General features: G+C 70.8%; 12 protein-coding genes. 10 read left to right on the top strand and 2 right to left on the bottom strand.

Translation table 11 applies throughout. The annotated features are described in order from the left end of the window. Positions 1-3 precede the first annotated feature (3 nt). The gene (locus tag ACWD5D_RS09355; RefSeq protein ID WP_451372182.1) at positions 4-612 is read right to left on the bottom strand and encodes an SACE_7040 family transcriptional regulator; all 609 of its coding nucleotides are present in this window, start codon (positions 610-612) and stop codon (positions 4-6) included. Positions 613-708: 96 nt separating this feature from the next. On the opposite strand from ACWD5D_RS09355, the gene ACWD5D_RS09350 reads away from it, so the two are divergent. The 10 genes from ACWD5D_RS09350 to ACWD5D_RS09305 all read left to right on the top strand — a co-directional run bounded on the left by ACWD5D_RS09350 (position 709) and on the right by ACWD5D_RS09305 (position 13,689). Continuing rightward, on the top strand, positions 709-2,361 hold the full coding sequence (locus ACWD5D_RS09350) for a carboxyl transferase domain-containing protein (RefSeq protein ID WP_451372181.1): 1,653 nt from the start codon (positions 709-711) through the stop codon (positions 2,359-2,361). 11 nt (positions 2,362-2,372) lie between these two features. After that, on the top strand, positions 2,373-4,337 hold the full coding sequence (locus ACWD5D_RS09345; protein ID WP_451372180.1) for an ATP-binding protein: 1,965 nt from the start codon (positions 2,373-2,375) through the stop codon (positions 4,335-4,337). Beyond that, positions 4,334-5,275, top strand: coding sequence for a hydroxymethylglutaryl-CoA lyase (locus ACWD5D_RS09340; RefSeq protein WP_451372179.1), 942 nt, complete (start codon positions 4,334-4,336; stop codon positions 5,273-5,275). Before ACWD5D_RS09345 ends, ACWD5D_RS09340 begins: the two co-directional genes overlap by 4 nt. A gap of 5 nt (positions 5,276-5,280) precedes the next feature. Next, positions 5,281-6,441, top strand: coding sequence for an acyl-CoA dehydrogenase family protein (locus ACWD5D_RS09335; protein ID WP_451372178.1), 1,161 nt, complete (start codon positions 5,281-5,283; stop codon positions 6,439-6,441). Between the two features lie 139 nt (positions 6,442-6,580). Continuing rightward, positions 6,581-7,627, top strand: a complete 1,047-nt coding sequence (locus ACWD5D_RS09330; RefSeq protein ID WP_451372177.1) for an ABC transporter substrate-binding protein — start codon at positions 6,581-6,583, stop codon at positions 7,625-7,627. 64 nt (positions 7,628-7,691) lie between these two features. Further along, positions 7,692-8,516: a siderophore-interacting protein gene (locus ACWD5D_RS09325; RefSeq protein ID WP_451372176.1), complete on the top strand. Its 825-nt coding sequence runs from the start codon at positions 7,692-7,694 to the stop codon at positions 8,514-8,516. A gap of 146 nt (positions 8,517-8,662) precedes the next feature. Next, a complete protein-coding gene (desA, locus tag ACWD5D_RS09320; RefSeq protein WP_451372175.1) occupies positions 8,663-10,129 on the top strand; it encodes a lysine decarboxylase DesA in 1,467 nt (488 codons plus the stop codon). Further along, complete coding sequence (locus ACWD5D_RS09315; RefSeq protein ID WP_451372174.1) at positions 10,113-11,396, top strand: lysine N(6)-hydroxylase/L-ornithine N(5)-oxygenase family protein; 1,284 nt, start codon at positions 10,113-10,115, stop codon at positions 11,394-11,396. Before desA ends, ACWD5D_RS09315 begins: the two co-directional genes overlap by 17 nt. Next, the gene (locus tag ACWD5D_RS09310) at positions 11,393-11,923 is read left to right on the top strand and encodes a GNAT family N-acetyltransferase (RefSeq protein WP_451372173.1); all 531 of its coding nucleotides are present in this window, start codon (positions 11,393-11,395) and stop codon (positions 11,921-11,923) included. The genes ACWD5D_RS09315 and ACWD5D_RS09310 overlap by 4 nt, the downstream gene beginning before the upstream one ends. Then, a complete protein-coding gene (locus tag ACWD5D_RS09305; RefSeq protein ID WP_451372172.1) occupies positions 11,920-13,689 on the top strand; it encodes an IucA/IucC family protein in 1,770 nt (589 codons plus the stop codon). The genes ACWD5D_RS09310 and ACWD5D_RS09305 overlap by 4 nt, the downstream gene beginning before the upstream one ends. Positions 13,690-13,746: 57 nt before the next feature. Here ACWD5D_RS09305 and ACWD5D_RS09300 read toward each other — a convergent pair whose 3' ends face one another. After that, positions 13,747-15,348 (bottom strand): beta-N-acetylhexosaminidase, encoded by a 1,602-nt coding sequence (locus ACWD5D_RS09300; protein ID WP_451372171.1) that lies wholly within the window; start codon positions 15,346-15,348, stop codon positions 13,747-13,749. Positions 15,349-15,376: the final 28 nt, after the last annotated feature.

The following is a 15,376-nucleotide window of genomic DNA, read 5'->3' as shown; positions in this document are numbered from 1 at the left end:
GCGTCACACCCCCGCCGCTCCCCCCGCCGCCGAGAACGCCCCCCGCGCCATCCGGTGCAGCAGGGCCGCGGTGGTCCCGCGTCCGGGCAGCGTGCCGGCGCGGCCCAGGTGCGGGGTGGAGTTCAGCAGGCCGAAGACCGAATGGACCGCCGAGCGGGCCGCCGGCTCCGACAGCCCCGGGTACACCTCGCGCACCACCTCGACCCACAGCTCGACGTACTGCCGCTGGAGCTGGCGGACCAGCTTGCGGTCGCTGTCGCGCAGCCGGTCCAGCTCGCGGTCGTGGAGGGTGATCAGGGGGCGGTCGTCCAGGGCGAAGTCGATGTGGCCCTCGATGAGGGAGTCCAGGACGTCGAAGGCGCCGGTGCCACCGTCGGTCTCCGCCAGGCGGCGCCTGGCGCCGGTCAGGAGCTGTCCGCTGATGCCGACCAGCAGCTCGGCGAGCATCGCGTCCTTGCCCGGGAAGTGCCGGTACAGACCGGGGCCGCTGATGCCCACGGCGGCCCCTATCTCGTCGACGCCGACGCCGTGGAAGCCGCGCTCGGCGAAGAGCCGGGCGGCTTCCCTGAGGATCTGCTGGCGACGGGTGGAGGCGTCGGTTCTGGTGGCCATGCCGGTAATTCTAGACAGCGAGGTTAGCGGTCGTTAACCTGAGGGAAATGGTTAACGCTCATTAACAGTACGACCACTGGGTGAGGGGACCGCAGGATGCAAGAGGCACCGGAGCTGACGAGCGGTGGGGGTCCCCCCGCGCGAGTCCTTTCGAGCGTGGGGGAGGACCCCGCGTCGGAGGCCTGGCGGGCCAATGAGGAAGCCCACCTCGCCCTCGCCGAGGAGCTGCGCGCCAAGCTGGCCGCGGCGGCCCTCGGCGGCGGCGAGAAGGCTCGCGCCCGGCACACCGCGCGCGGGAAGCTGCTGCCCAGGGATCGGGTGGACACCCTGCTCGACCCCGGGTCGCCGTTCCTGGAGCTGGCCCCGCTCGCGGCCGACGGGATGTACGAGGGCCAGGCGCCGGCCGCCGGTGTGATCGCCGGGATCGGGCGGGTCAGCGGGCGCGAGTGCGTGATCGTCGCCAACGACGCCACCGTCAAGGGCGGCACGTACTACCCGATGACGGTGAAGAAGCACCTGCGCGCGCAGGAGGTGGCCCTCGACAACCGGCTGCCGTGCGTCTACCTCGTGGACTCGGGCGGCGCCTTCCTGCCGATGCAGGACGAGGTCTTCCCCGACCGCGAGCACTTCGGGCGGATCTTCTACAACCAGGCCCGGATGTCGGGCGCGGGGATCCCGCAGATCGCGGCCGTCCTCGGCTCGTGCACGGCGGGCGGCGCGTACGTCCCGGCGATGAGCGACGAGGCCGTGATCGTCCGCAACCAGGGCACGATCTTCCTCGGCGGCCCGCCGCTGGTGAAGGCGGCCACGGGTGAGGTCGTCACCGCGGAGGAGCTGGGCGGCGGCGAGGTCCACTCCCGGATCTCCGGCGTCACCGACCACCTCGCCGAGGACGACGCGCACGCCCTGCGGATCGTGCGCGACATCGTGGCCACGCTCCCCGCCCGGCAGCCTCTCCCCTGGGAGGTCACACCCGTCGTGGAGCCCAAGGTCGACCCCTACGGGCTCTACGGCGCGGTCCCCGTCGACTCCCGTACCCCCTACGACGTACGCGAGATCATCGCGCGGGTGGTCGACGGCTCCCGGTTCGCCGAGTTCAAGAGCGAGTTCGGGCAGACCCTGATCACCGGGTTCGCCCGGATCCACGGCCACCCGGTCGGGATCGTCGCCAACAACGGCATCCTGTTCTCCGAGTCCGCCCAGAAGGGCGCCCACTTCATCGAGCTGTGCGACCAGCGCGGCATCCCGCTGGTGTTCCTGCAGAACATCTCGGGCTTCATGGTGGGCAAGGACTACGAGGCGGGCGGCATCGCCAAGCACGGCGCCAAGATGGTGACGGCCGTGGCCTGCACGCGCGTGCCGAAACTGACCGTCGTGGTCGGCGGTTCGTACGGCGCGGGCAACTACTCGATGTGCGGCCGGGCCTACTCCCCCCGCTTCCTGTGGATGTGGCCCAACGCCAAGATCTCGGTCATGGGCGGCGAGCAGGCCGCCTCCGTCCTCGCCACCGTCAAGCGCGACCAGCTGGAGGCGCGCGGCGAGGACTGGCCGGCCGAGGACGAAGAGGCCTTCAAGGCGCCGATCCGCGCGCAGTACGAGCACCAGGGCAACGCCTACTACGCCACCGCGCGCCTCTGGGACGACGGCGTGATCGACCCGCTTCAGACCCGTCAGGTGCTGGGACTCGCCCTGACGGCCTGCGCCAACGCGCCACTGGGAGACCCCCAGTTCGGCGTCTTCCGGATGTGAGGAGGGGACCTATGTTCGACACAGTGCTCGTGGCCAACCGGGGCGAGATCGCCGTACGCGTCATCCGTACGCTCCGCTCGCTGGGCGTGCGCTCGGTGGCGGTCTTCTCCGACGCCGACGCGGACGCGCGGCACGTCCGGGAGGCCGACACGGCGGTACGGATCGGCCCGGCCCCCGCGGCCGAGAGCTATCTGTCGGTGGAGCGGCTGCTGGAGGCCGCCGCCCGCACCGGCGCCCAGGCCGTCCACCCCGGCTACGGCTTCCTCGCCGAGAACGCGGGCTTCGCGCGCGCGTGCGAGGAGGCGGGGCTGGTGTTCATCGGCCCGCCGGCGGACGCGATCGCCCTCATGGGCGACAAGATCCGCGCCAAGGAGACGGTGAAGGCGGCCGGGGTGCCGGTCGTGCCGGGTTCCAGCGGCAGCGGGCTCACCGACGCCCAACTCGCCAAGGCCGCCCAGGAGATCGGGACCCCGGTCCTGCTCAAGCCCTCCGCCGGCGGTGGCGGCAAGGGCATGCGCCTGGTGCGGGACATCTCCGTCCTGGAGGAGGAGATCGCGGCCGCCCGCCGCGAGGCCCGCGCCTCCTTCGGCGACGACACCCTGCTGGTGGAGCGGTGGATCGACCGGCCCCGGCACATCGAGATCCAGGTGCTGGCCGACGGCCACGGGGGCGTCGTCCATCTCGGCGAGCGCGAGTGCTCGCTGCAGCGGCGGCACCAGAAGATCATCGAGGAGGCGCCGAGCGTGCTCCTCGACGAGGCGACCCGGGCGGCGATGGGCGAGGCGGCCGTGCAGGCGGCCCGCTCGTGCGGGTACCGGGGCGCGGGCACGGTGGAGTTCATCGTGCCGGGCGGGGACCCCTCGGCGTACTACTTCATGGAGATGAACACCCGTCTCCAGGTGGAGCACCCGGTCACCGAGCTGATCACGGGCCTGGACCTGGTGGAGTGGCAGCTGCGGGTCGCGGCCGGTGAGCGGCTGGGCTTCACGCAGGAGGACGTGCGGCTGACCGGGCACGCGGTCGAGGCCCGGATCTGCGCGGAGACCGTGTCCGTCAAAGAGGGCGCGCGCGGGTTCCTGCCCTCCGGCGGCACGGTCCTGCTGCTGAACGAGCCCCAGGGCGACGGCATCCGCACCGACTCCGGGCTCAGCACGGGCACCGAGGTCGGCAGTCTCTACGACCCGATGCTGTCCAAGGTGATCGCGTACGGCCCCGACCGGGCGACGGCGCTGCGCAGGCTCCGGGCCGCCCTCGCCGAGACCGTGACCCTGGGCGTGCCGACCAACGCGGGTTTCCTGCGCCGGCTGCTGGCCCATCCGGCCGTGGTGTCGGGCGAGATGGACACCGGTCTGGTGGAGCGGGTGGTGGACGAGCTGGTCCCCACCGACGTCCCGGAGGCGGTGTACGAGGCGGCGGCGGCCGTGCGACTGGACGCGCTGCGGCCGCCGGCCGGGCAGGAGTGGGTGGATCCCTTCTCGGTGCCGAGCGGCTGGCGGCTGGGCGGCCGGCCGAAACCGGTGGCCTTCCCCCTCCAGGTGCCGGGACTCGAACCCGTCGCCCACGCGGTCCGGGGCGAGTCCACGCTCGCCGACGACCGGGTGTCCGTCACCCTGGACGGCGTCCGGCACTCCTTCCGTCGGGCCGGTGACTGGATCGGACGCGACGGCGACGCCTGGCAGGTGCGGGACCACGACCCGGTGGCCGCCTCCCTCACCGGCGCGCGGCACGCGGGCGCCGACTCGCTGACCGCGCCCATGCCCGGCACGGTGACCGTGGTGAAGGTGGCCGTCGGCGACGACGTCACCGCGGGTCAGAGCCTGTTGGTGGTCGAGGCGATGAAGATGGAGCACGTCGTCTCCGCCCCGCACGCGGGCACGGTCGCCGAACTCGACGTGACCCCGGGCACGACGGTCGCCATGGACCAGGTGCTCGCCGTCATCGCACCGCACGACGAGGAAGGGGTGGTGGCGAAGTGAGCAGCGAGGGACTGCCCATGGTCGTACCGGCCCAGGACCTGCCCGCCCGGGTGCGCATCCACGAGGTCGGTGCGCGCGACGGGCTGCAGAACGAGAAGCGGACCGTGCCGACGGCGGTGAAGGCGGAGTTCATCCGCCGCCTGGCCGACGCGGGCCTGACCACGATCGAGGCGACCAGCTTCGTGCACCCCGACTGGGTGCCCCAGCTCGCCGACGCCGAGCAGTTGTATCCGCTGGTCGGCGACCTCGACGTGGAACTCCCCGTGCTGGTGCCCAACCGGCGCGGCCTGGAGCGTGCCCTGGCGCTCGGCGCCCGCCGGATCGCGGTGTTCGCCAGCGCCACCGAGTCCTTCGCGAAGGCCAACCTCAACCGTACGGTGGACGAGTCGCTGGCCGTGTTCGGCCCGGTGGTGCGGCAGGCGAAGGACGCGGGCGCGCACGTGCGCGGCTATGTCTCGATGTGCTTCGGCGACCCCTGGGAGGGGGCGGTCCCGCTCCATCAGGTGGCCCGCGTCTGCACGGCCCTGCGGGACATGGGCTGCGACGAGCTGAGCCTCGGCGACACCATCGGGGTGGCCACCCCGGGCCACGTCCTCGAACTGCTCTCCCTGCTGAACGAGGAGGGCGTGCCGACGAACACGATCGGCGTGCACTTCCACGACACCTACGGCCAGGCGCTCGCCAACACCTACGCGGCGCTGGAGCACGGCGTGACGACGATCGACGCGTCCGCCGGCGGCCTCGGGGGCTGTCCGTACGCCAAGTCCGCCACGGGCAACCTCGCCACCGAAGACCTCGTATGGATGCTGCACGGCCTCGGCATCGAGACGGGGGTCGACCTCGGCCGTCTGACCGCCACCAGCGTGTGGATGGCCGCCCATCTGGACCGGCCCAGCCCGTCCCGTACCGTCCGCGCTCTCTCCCACAAGGACCAGTGATCAGCATGGACCACCGTCTCAGCCCCGAACTGGAGGAACTCCGCCGTACGGTGGAGGAGTTCGCGCACGACGTCGTGGCGCCGAAGATCGGCGACTTCTACGAGCGGCACGAGTTCCCGTACGAGATCGTCCGCGAGATGGGCCGCATGGGCCTGTTCGGGCTGCCGTTCCCGGAGGAGTACGGCGGCATGGGCGGCGACTACCTGGCCCTCGGCATCGCGCTGGAGGAGCTGGCCCGGGTCGACTCGTCCGTCGCCATCACCCTGGAGGCGGGCGTCTCCCTGGGCGCCATGCCGATCCACCTCTTCGGCACCGAGGAGCAGAAGCGGGAGTGGCTCCCCCGCCTCTGCGCGGGCGAGATCCTGGGCGCGTTCGGGCTGACGGAACCGGACGGCGGCAGCGACGCCGGCGCGACGCGCACCACGGCCCGCCTCGACCCCGACACCGACGAGTGGGTGATCAACGGCACGAAGTGCTTCATCACCAACTCGGGTACGGACATCACGGGTCTGGTGACGGTCACCGCGGTGACGGGCCGGGGGCCGGACGGCAAGCCGCGGATCTCCTCGATCATCGTCCCGTCGGGCACGCCGGGCTTCACGGTGGCGGCCCCCTACTCCAAGGTCGGCTGGAACGCCTCCGACACCCGCGAACTCGCCTTCCAGGACGTCCGGGTGCCCGCCGCGAACCTGCTCGGTGAGGAGGGCCGCGGCTACGCCCAGTTCCTGCGCATCCTCGACGAGGGCCGCATCGCCATCGCGGCGCTCGGGACCGGCCTGGCCCAGGGCTGCGTCGACGAGTCGGTGAAGTACGCGAAGGAACGGCATGCCTTCGGCAAGCCCATCGGCGCGAACCAGGCCATCCAGTTCAAGCTGGCGGACATGGAGATGAAGGCCCACACCGCCCGCCTCGCCTGGCGCGACGCGGCCTCCCGCCTGGTCGCGGGCGAACCCTTCAAGAAGGAGGCCGCGATCGCCAAGCTCTACTCCTCCACCATCGCCGTCGACAACGCCCGTGACGCCACCCAGATCCACGGCGGCTACGGCTTCATGAACGAGTATCCGGTGGCCCGCATGTGGCGGGACTCCAAGATCCTGGAGATCGGCGAGGGCACGAGCGAGGTGCAGCGGATGCTGATCGCACGGGAGTTGGGGCTGGTGGGCTGAGGTGACGGCGGCGCAGGCGCCGCCGCCCACCGGTCCGGGTGCGAGGCGCCCCACCCGCTGGACATTTATTGAGGTTAGGCTAACCTAACTTCGAACTTGTCCGGCGGGCGCCTCGCCCCGTTCGAAAGCAGTCACAGCCATGCCCCATGCCCGTGCCACCCACCTCACCCGCCGCGGACTGCTGGCCGCGGGCGGCGCTCTCGGACTCGGCGCCGCGCTCGCCGCCTGCGGGGACGAGAAGGGCGGAAGCGGTGGCTCCTCGGAGGCTGCCAAGAACGGCGGATCTGGCCCCTGGAGCTTCAAGGACGACCGCGGCACGACCGTGAAGCTGGACAAGATACCGGCGGACATCGTCGCGTTCACCGGCGTCGGCGCCGCGCTGTACGACTACGGCATCCAGGTCAAGGGCGTGTTCGGCCCGACCACGACCACCGGCGGCAAGGCCGACGTCCAGGCCGGCGACATGGACGTCAGCAAGGTGACGGTCCTCGGCAACGCCTGGGGCCAGTTCAGCATCGAGAAGTACGCGGCCCTCGCGCCGGACGTGCTCATCACGACGATGTTCGACGACGCCGGCACGCTCTGGTACGTCCCGGACGAGTCGAAGAAGAAGATCGCCCAGCTGGCGCCGAGCGTCGGCATCTCCGTGTACGACCGTCAGCTCACCCGGCCGCTCCAGCGGATGTGGGAGCTGGCCGAGTCGCTCGGCGCGGACATGAGGGCCGCGAAGGTGACGGACGCCAAGAAGCGGTTCGAGCAGGCGGCGTCCCGGCTGCGGGCCGCGGCCAAGGCCAAGCCCGGCATCAAGGTGATGGCCGGCTCCGCGAGCGACCAGCTCTTCTACGTCTCCGGTACGGATCTCTCCATCGACCTGGAGTACTTCAAGGCCCTCGGCGTGAACTTCGTGGAGCCGCCTACGAGCGCGAAGAAGCAGGGCGGCGGCTGGTACGAGTCGCTGAGCTGGGAGAACGTCGACAAGTACCGGGCCGACATCATCATGATGGACGACCGGACCTCCGCGACCCAGCCCGCCGACATCACGAAGGCGACGTGGAAGAAGCTGCCGGCGGTGAAGGCGGGGCAGGTCATCGCGCGCTCGCCCGAGCCGATCCTGTCGTACGACAAGTGCGTGCCGCTGCTCACCGGACTGGCCGAGGCGCTGGAGAAGGCGAAGAAGGTCGGCTGACACCCCTTCGGGGTGCATCGCAGCCCCCTCACATCTGAACACCGACGCTCATTCAGGAGCCTTGATGACGACGGCCCTTGTCGCCCCGTTCCGTTTCTTCTCTCTTCAGGTTGTACGGACCCGGCGGCTGGGGCCGTCGCTGGTTCGTGTCACCTTCGGCGGTGACGAACTGCACGCCTTCCACTCCGACGGGTGCGATCAGTCCCTGTCGTTGTTCCTGCCGCACCCGGGGCAGAGCGAGCCCGTCGTGCCGCTGGAACTGGACGACAAGTGGGGGCAGGCGTGGCGGGACCTGCCGGAGGACGTCAGGGCCGTGATGCGCTCGTACACGCTGCGGGCGCTGCGGCGCGGTCCCGACGAGATCGACATCGACTTCGTGCTGCACACTCCCGCCGGGCCCGCCTCGGCCTGGGCCGCGCGCACCGCCCCCGGTGAGCGTGTGGTGGTGCTCGGGCCGGCGGTCGCGGACAACCGGTCCATCCGGTTCCGGCCGCCGGCGGACGCCGATCTCGTCGTCATGTGGGGTGACGAGAGTGCCGTACCCGCCGCCACCGCCGCCCTGGAGTCGCTGCCGGCCGGCACGCGGACCCGCGTCTGGCTGGAGGTGCCGGACGCCGGGGACATCCAGGACGTGGTGACCGACGCGGACGCGGAGATCACGTGGCTCGTGCGGCGCGAGGGGGTCCCCACGGGCGTCGACGCCGTACGGGCCGCCCGCCTGCCCGCCGCCGAGAGGCCGTACGTCTGGATCGCCGGGGAGTCGGGGCAGGTGAAGGCACTGCGGCGCCATTTCGTGGGCGAGTGCGGGATCGACCGGCGGCGTGTCACCTTCGTCGGTTACTGGCGCCGGGGGATGACGGAGGAGCAGGTACGGGCCGCCGGCGAGTAGCGGCCCGAACTCCCCTGCGAGGAACGGGTTTCACGGGAGGGGCATGGTCCCGCGCGCGAAACTTAGGTTAGGCTAACCTAAGTTAAGCTGCGGGACCTCGCCCCTTCTTCCGTTCCCGCACGGACAGTCCCCTCGGAGGACCCCCCATGCGCTCGCACCTGCTCAATGGCCTCACCGCGGAGCACTACCGCCGCTCCGTGACCGAAGGAGTCGAGCGGGTGGCGGCCAGACTCGCCACCACCGACCGTCCGTTCACCGGCGTCCAGGTCGACGCCCTCTCCCCCCGTATCGACGCGATCGACCTCGACCGGCCGCTCGGCAGCGCAGCCGCGGCCCTGGACGAGCTGGAGGACGTCTACCTCCGCGACGCCGTCTACTTCCACCACCCCCGCTACCTCGCCCACCTCAACTGCCCGGTCGTCATCCCGGCGGTGCTCGGCGAGGCCGTCCTGTCCGCGGTCAACTCCTCCCTCGACACCTGGGACCAGTCGGCCGGCGGCACCCTCATCGAGCGCAGGCTCGTCGACTGGACCGCCGAGCGCATCGGCCTCGGCCCCGCCGCCGACGGCGTGTTCACCTCCGGCGGCACCCAGTCCAACCTCCAGGCGCTGCTGCTGGCCCGGGAGGAGACCAAGCCGGGGAGGGCGGGACGGGAAGGGGGCGGCACCCTCGGCGAACTGCGCGTCCTCACCTCCGAGGTCAGCCACTTCAGTGTGCAGAAGTCGGCCGGACTGCTGGGGCTCGGCCAGGAGGCGGTCGTCTCCGTCCCGGTCGACCGCGACAAGCGCATGCGGACGGTCGCCCTCGCCCACGAGCTGGAGCGCTGCCGACGCGAGGGACAGGTCCCGATGGCGGTCGTCGCCACCGCCGGGACCACCGACTTCGGGTCCGTGGACCCGCTCGCGGAGATCGCCGAGCTGTGCGCGCAGTACGGCGTGTGGATGCACGTCGACGCGGCGTACGGCTGCGGGCTGCTCGCCTCCCTGAAGTACCGCGACCGCCTCGCCGGCATCGAACGCGCCGACTCGGTCACCGTCGACTACCACAAGTCCTTCTTCCAGCCCGTGAGTTCGTCCGCCGTGCTGGTCCGGGACGCGGCCACCCTGCGCCACGCCACCTACCACGCGGACTACCTCAACCCGCGCCGCACGGTGGCCGAGCGCATCCCCAACCAGGTCGACAAGTCCCTGCAGACCACCCGCCGCTTCGACGCCCTCAAGCTGTGGATGACGTTGCGCGTCATGGGCGCCGACGGGATCGGGGAGCTCTTCGACGAGGTGTGCGACCTGGCCCGGGAGGGATGGCGGATGCTCGCCGCCGACCCCCGCTTCGACGTCCTCGTGGAGCCCTCGCTCTCCACCCTCGTCTTCCGCTGCGTCCCGGCGGCCGTCACCGACCCGGCCGAGATCGACCGCGCCAACCTCCACGCCCGCAAGGCGCTGTTCGCCTCCGGTGACGCCGTGGTCGCGGGCACCACGGTCGGCGGCCGCCACTACCTCAAGTTCACCCTGCTCAACCCCGAGACGACACCGGCCGACATCGCCGCCGTCCTCGACCTGATCGCCGGCCACGCCGAGCAGTACCTGGGAGACTCCCTTGACCGCGCTTCCTGACGCCAGCCGCACCCATGACCTCGTGGGGATCGGACTCGGCCCCTTCAACCTCGGCCTGGCCTGCCTCACCGAGCCCATCGCCGAACTGGAGGCCGTCTTCCTGGAGTCCAAGCCCGGCTTCGAGTGGCACGTCGGGATGTTCCTGGACGGCGCCCACCTCCAGACCCCGTTCATGTCGGACCTGGTCACCCTGGCCGACCCGACGTCGCCGTACTCCTTCCTGAACTACCTGAAGGAGAAGGGCCGGCTGTACCCGTTCTACATCCGCGAGAACTTCTATCCCCTGCGGGTCGAGTACGACGACTACTGCCGCTGGGCGGCCGACAGGCTGAGCAGCGTGCGCTTCGGCAGGACGGTCACCGAGGTGACGTACGAGGACGAGGTGTACGTCGTCCGCACCGGCACCGGGGAGACGTTCCGCGCCCGCCACCTGGTCCTCGGCACCGGAACGGTCCCCCATGTGCCGCCGGTGTGCGAGGAGTTGGACGGCGACTTCCTGCACACCGCGCAGTACATGCACCGCAGGGCCGTGCTGCGGGAGAAGGAGTCGATCACGATCGTCGGCAGCGGGCAGAGCGCGGCCGAGATCTACCACGAGCTGCTCGCCGAGATCGACGTCCACGGCTACCGACTCAACTGGGTCACCCGCTCACCGCGGTTCTTCCCGCTGGAGTACACCAAGCTGACCCTGGAGATGACGTCCCCGGACTACATCGACTACTTCCGCGCGCTGCCCGAGGACACCCGCCACCGGCTGGAGAAACAGCAGAAGGGACTGTTCAAGGGCATCAACTCGGACCTGATCGACTCGATCTTCGATCTGCTCTACCAGAAGAACGTCGCGAGCGGCGACCGCCCGGTCCCGACCAGGCTGCTCACCAACTCCTCACTCACCCGCGCCACTCACCGGGACGGCACCTACACCCTCGGCTTCCACCAGGACGAGCAGGGCAAGGACTTCGAGATCCGCACCGAGGGCCTGGTGCTCGCCACCGGCTACCACTACGAGCCACCCGCCTTCCTCGGCCCGGTCCGCGACCGTCTCCGCTTCGACGGCCACGGGCGCTTCGACATCGCCCGCAACTACTCCATCGACACCACGGGCCGGGGCGTCTTCCTGCAGAACGCCGGCGTCCACACCCACAGCATCACCAGCCCCGACCTGGGCATGGGCGCGTACCGCAACAGCTACATCATCCGTGAGCTGCTCGGCACCGAGTACTACCCGGTCGAGAAGACCATCGCATTCCAGGAGTTCGCAGCATGACCTTCACCTTCCGCGCCGTCGACCCCTCGCAGGACGCCGGACTCCTGCACTCCTGGGTCACCCACCCCAAGGCCGCGTTCTGGATGATGCGGGACGCGACACCGCAGGACGTCGAGCGCGCCTACGGGGAGATCGCGGCCGACGAGCACCACCACGCCCTGATCGGACTGCGGGACGGCGAACCCGTCTTCCTGATGGAGAAGTACGACCCCGCGCACCGGGAGCTGGTGGGCCTCTACGAGCCGCGTCCGGGTGACGTCGGCATGCACTTCCTCACCCCGGCGACCGACACCCCCGTACCCGGCTTCACCAGGTCCGTCATCACCGCCGTGGTCGCGCACCTCTTCGAGGACCCGGCGGTGCGGCGCGTCGTCGTCGAACCGGACGTGCGCAACACGGCCGTGCACGCCCTGAACGAGGCCGTCGGGTTCGTGCCCGAGCGGGAGATCGAGAAGCCGGAGAAGAGGGCGCTCTTGAGCTTCTGCACCCGGGAGCGGTTCCTGGCCGCGACGGGGGTGACCGCATGAGCCTCACCGACGCCGTGGCCCACCTCTCCCCCGACCGCTGGGCGAGCGCCAACCGGCTGCTCATACGCAAGGCGCTCGCCGAGTTCGCGCACGAGCGCCTGATCACGCCCGAGGAGGACGGGGAGCGGTACGTCGTCCGCAGCGACGACGGGCTCACCTCGTACCGGTTCTCCGCCGTCCGCCGCGCCCTCGACCACTGGCAGGTCGATCCCGGATCCATCACCCGGCACCGCGAGGGCGTCGAACTCCCGCTCGCCGCCCTGGACTTCTTCATCGAGCTGCGCACGGCCCTGGGCCTGAGCGACGACGTCCTGCCCGTCTACCTGGAGGAGATCTCCTCCACCCTCTCCGGCACCTGCTACAAGCTCGCGAAGCCGAAGGTCACCTCCGCCGAACTGGCGGGGAGCGGCTTCCAGGCGATCGAGACCGGAATGGCCGAGGGGCATCCGTGTTTCGTCGCGAACAACGGGCGGCTCGGGTTCGGTGTCCACGAGTACCTCTCGTACGCCCCGGAGACCGCGAGCCCCGTCCGGCTGGTGTGGCTGGCCGCGCACCGTTCGCGGGCCGCGTTCACGGCGGGCGTCGGCATCGGGTACGAGGACTTCGTCCGGCAGGAGCTGGGGGCGGACACCGTCGAGCGGTTCCACGGCCGGCTGACCGCCCAGGGCCTCGACCCCGCCGACTACCTGCTCATCCCGGTCCACCCCTGGCAGTGGTGGAACAAGCTCGCGGTCACCTTCGCCGCCGAGGTGGCCCGCCGGCACCTGGTGTGCCTCGGCGAGGGCGACGACGAGTACCTGGCCCAGCAGTCCATCCGGACCTTCTTCAACACCTCGCACCCCGAGAAGCACTACGTGAAGACGGCCCTGTCCGTGCTCAACATGGGCTTCATGCGCGGGCTCTCGGCCGCCTACATGGAGGCGACGCCGGCCATCAACGACTGGCTGGCCCAGCTGATCGAGAACGACCCCGTGCTGAGGTCGACGGGGCTGACGATCATCCGGGAGCGGGCGGCCGTCGGCTACCGGCACCAGGAGTACGAGCAGGCCACAGACCACTACTCGCCCTACCGCAAGATGCTGGCCGCGCTGTGGCGGGAGAGCCCGGTGCGCTCGCTGCGAGGCGGCGAGTCGCTCGCGACGATGGCCTCCCTCCTCCATGTGGACCACGAGGGCGCGTCCTTCGCGGCCGCGCTGATCGACCGGAGCGGACTGCCCCCGCGGGAGTGGCTCCGCCGCTACCTCCAGGCCTACTACACCCCCCTCCTCCACAGCTTCTACGCCTACGACCTGGTGTTCATGCCGCACGGCGAGAACGTGATCCTGGTCCTGGAGGACGGGGCCGTCCGGCGCGCGGTCTTCAAGGACATCGCCGAGGAGATCGCGGTGATGGACCCGGACGCGGCACTGCCGCCCGAGGTGCGGCGCATCCGCGTCGAGGTCCCGGACGACAAGAAGCTCCTGTCCGTCTTCACGGACGTCTTCGACTGCTTCTTCCGTTTCCTCTCCGCCGACCTGGCCGCCGAGGGAGTCCTGGCCGAGGACGACTTCTGGCGGACGGTCGCCGAGGTCACCCGCGACTACCAGGAAGCGAACCCCGAACTGGCGGACAAGTTCCGGCAGTACGACATCTTCGCCCCCGAGTTCGCCCTGTCCTGCCTCAACCGCCTCCAACTGCGCGACAACAGGCAGATGGTCGACCTGGCGGATCCTGCGGGCGCCCTCCAGCTGATCGGAACCCTGAAGAACCCCATCGCCGGGTTCTGACCGAGCCCCGCCGGGCACCCCGGAGTACGGTCCTCCGGGGTGCCCGTCGGTCTGTGGTCAGGTCGTGGGCCAGGGCACCTGGGGCGACCTGTAGTAGTGGATGCCGAGGGCGTCCCAGCGGGGGCCCTGGGCGGCCAGGCGGACCTTGTAGGCGTCCCAGTCGTGGGTGGCCGCCGGGGACCAGCCGAGTTCGGCCGCGCCCGGAAGCCGGGGGAAGGCCATGTACTCGATGTCGGCGGACTCGGTGAGGGTCTCGGACCACATGGGTGCTTCCACACCCTTGACGGCGGAGGCCGGCGCGCCGGGGAGATAGGCGCCGGGATTCCAGTCGTAGGACCGCTTCACCTCCACCAGGCCCGCCCAGTCCAGGCCGAGCGGGGTGTCCTTGGTGTACTTCATGTCGAGGTAGACGCGGTCGGCCGGGGAGAGGATCAGGCCGGTGCCGTTCCGCGCGGCCTTGGCGACCTGTGCCTTCTCGTCGGCGCTGGTGCCGTCCAGGCCCCAGTACTGGGCGAGGGCGCCCTTGGCGGGGGTGGCGCCGGTCAGCTGGTGCCAGCCGATGACGGTCTTGCCGTACTTGGCGACGATCGGCTGGACGCGGTCCATGAAGGTCACGTAGTCGGCGTGGCTGGTGGAGTGCGCCTCGTCACCGCCTATGTGGAGGTAGCGGCCGGGGGTGAGGGCGGCCAGTTCGCGGATCACGTCGTCCACGAAGTCGTAGGTGACCTGCTTGGACACGCACAGCGAGCTGAAGCCGACGTCCGTGCCGGTGTACAGCGGGGGTGCCTCGCCGTCGCAGTTGAGCTGGGCGTAGGAGGCGAGGGCCGCGTTGGTGTGGCCCGGCATGTCGATCTCGGGGACGATCTCGAGGTAGCGGGAGGCGGCGTAGCGGACGATCTCGCGGTAGTCGGCCTTGGTGTAGTGGCCGCCCTCGCCGCCGCCGACCTCGGTGGAGCCGCCGTAGGTCGCCAGGCGCGGCCAGGAGTCGACGGCGATGCGCCAGCCCTGGTCGTCGCTGAGGTGCAGATGCAGGGTGTTGATCTTGTAGAGGGCCAGCTGGTCGATGTAGCGCTTGACCTGGGCGACGGTGAAGAAGTGCCGGGAGACGTCGAGCATCGCGCCGCGGTAGCCGTAGCGCGGCCGGTCCTCGATGGTGCCGCCCGCGATCTGCCAGGGGCCGGCCTGGACGGTCTTCTTCTCCACGGACGCGGGGAGCAGCTGACGCAGGGTCTGCACGCCGTGGAAGAGGCCGGCGGGTGCGCTCGCGGTGACGGTGACGCCGTCGGGGCCGCTGTGCAGCCGGTAGCCCTCGGCGCCGAACGAGCCCTTGGCCAGCCGGAGCCGGATGCCGCCCGTGCCCTGTTCGACCAGGGGCAGGGGGTAGCCGGTGGAGGGCCGCAGGATACGGGCGAGGTACTCGCCGATGTGCCGGGCGGCGTCCGGGCCGTCGACGCGGACGTTCGTCGTGCGGGTGATGCGGTACGGGGATCCGCCGGGCGTGACCGAGGCGGGCGCCGGGACCACGCGGTCCAGGGGCGTCGGTGTCGTCGCGCGGGGTGCGGGGCCGGCGGCCAGCGTGGCCGCTCCTGCCGCCGCGACCAGCAGGAACGAACCGAGTATTCGGGTCAGTCGGGGAGTTGTGCCGCGGTGCCGTCTCACATGCGCTCCCTTCAGGACTACAGGATTG

The organism is Streptomyces sp. NPDC002520 (assembly GCF_053595235.1).
The sequence above is the reverse complement of the archived record's forward strand: the minus strand, read 5'-3'. Positions and strand labels throughout refer to the sequence as shown.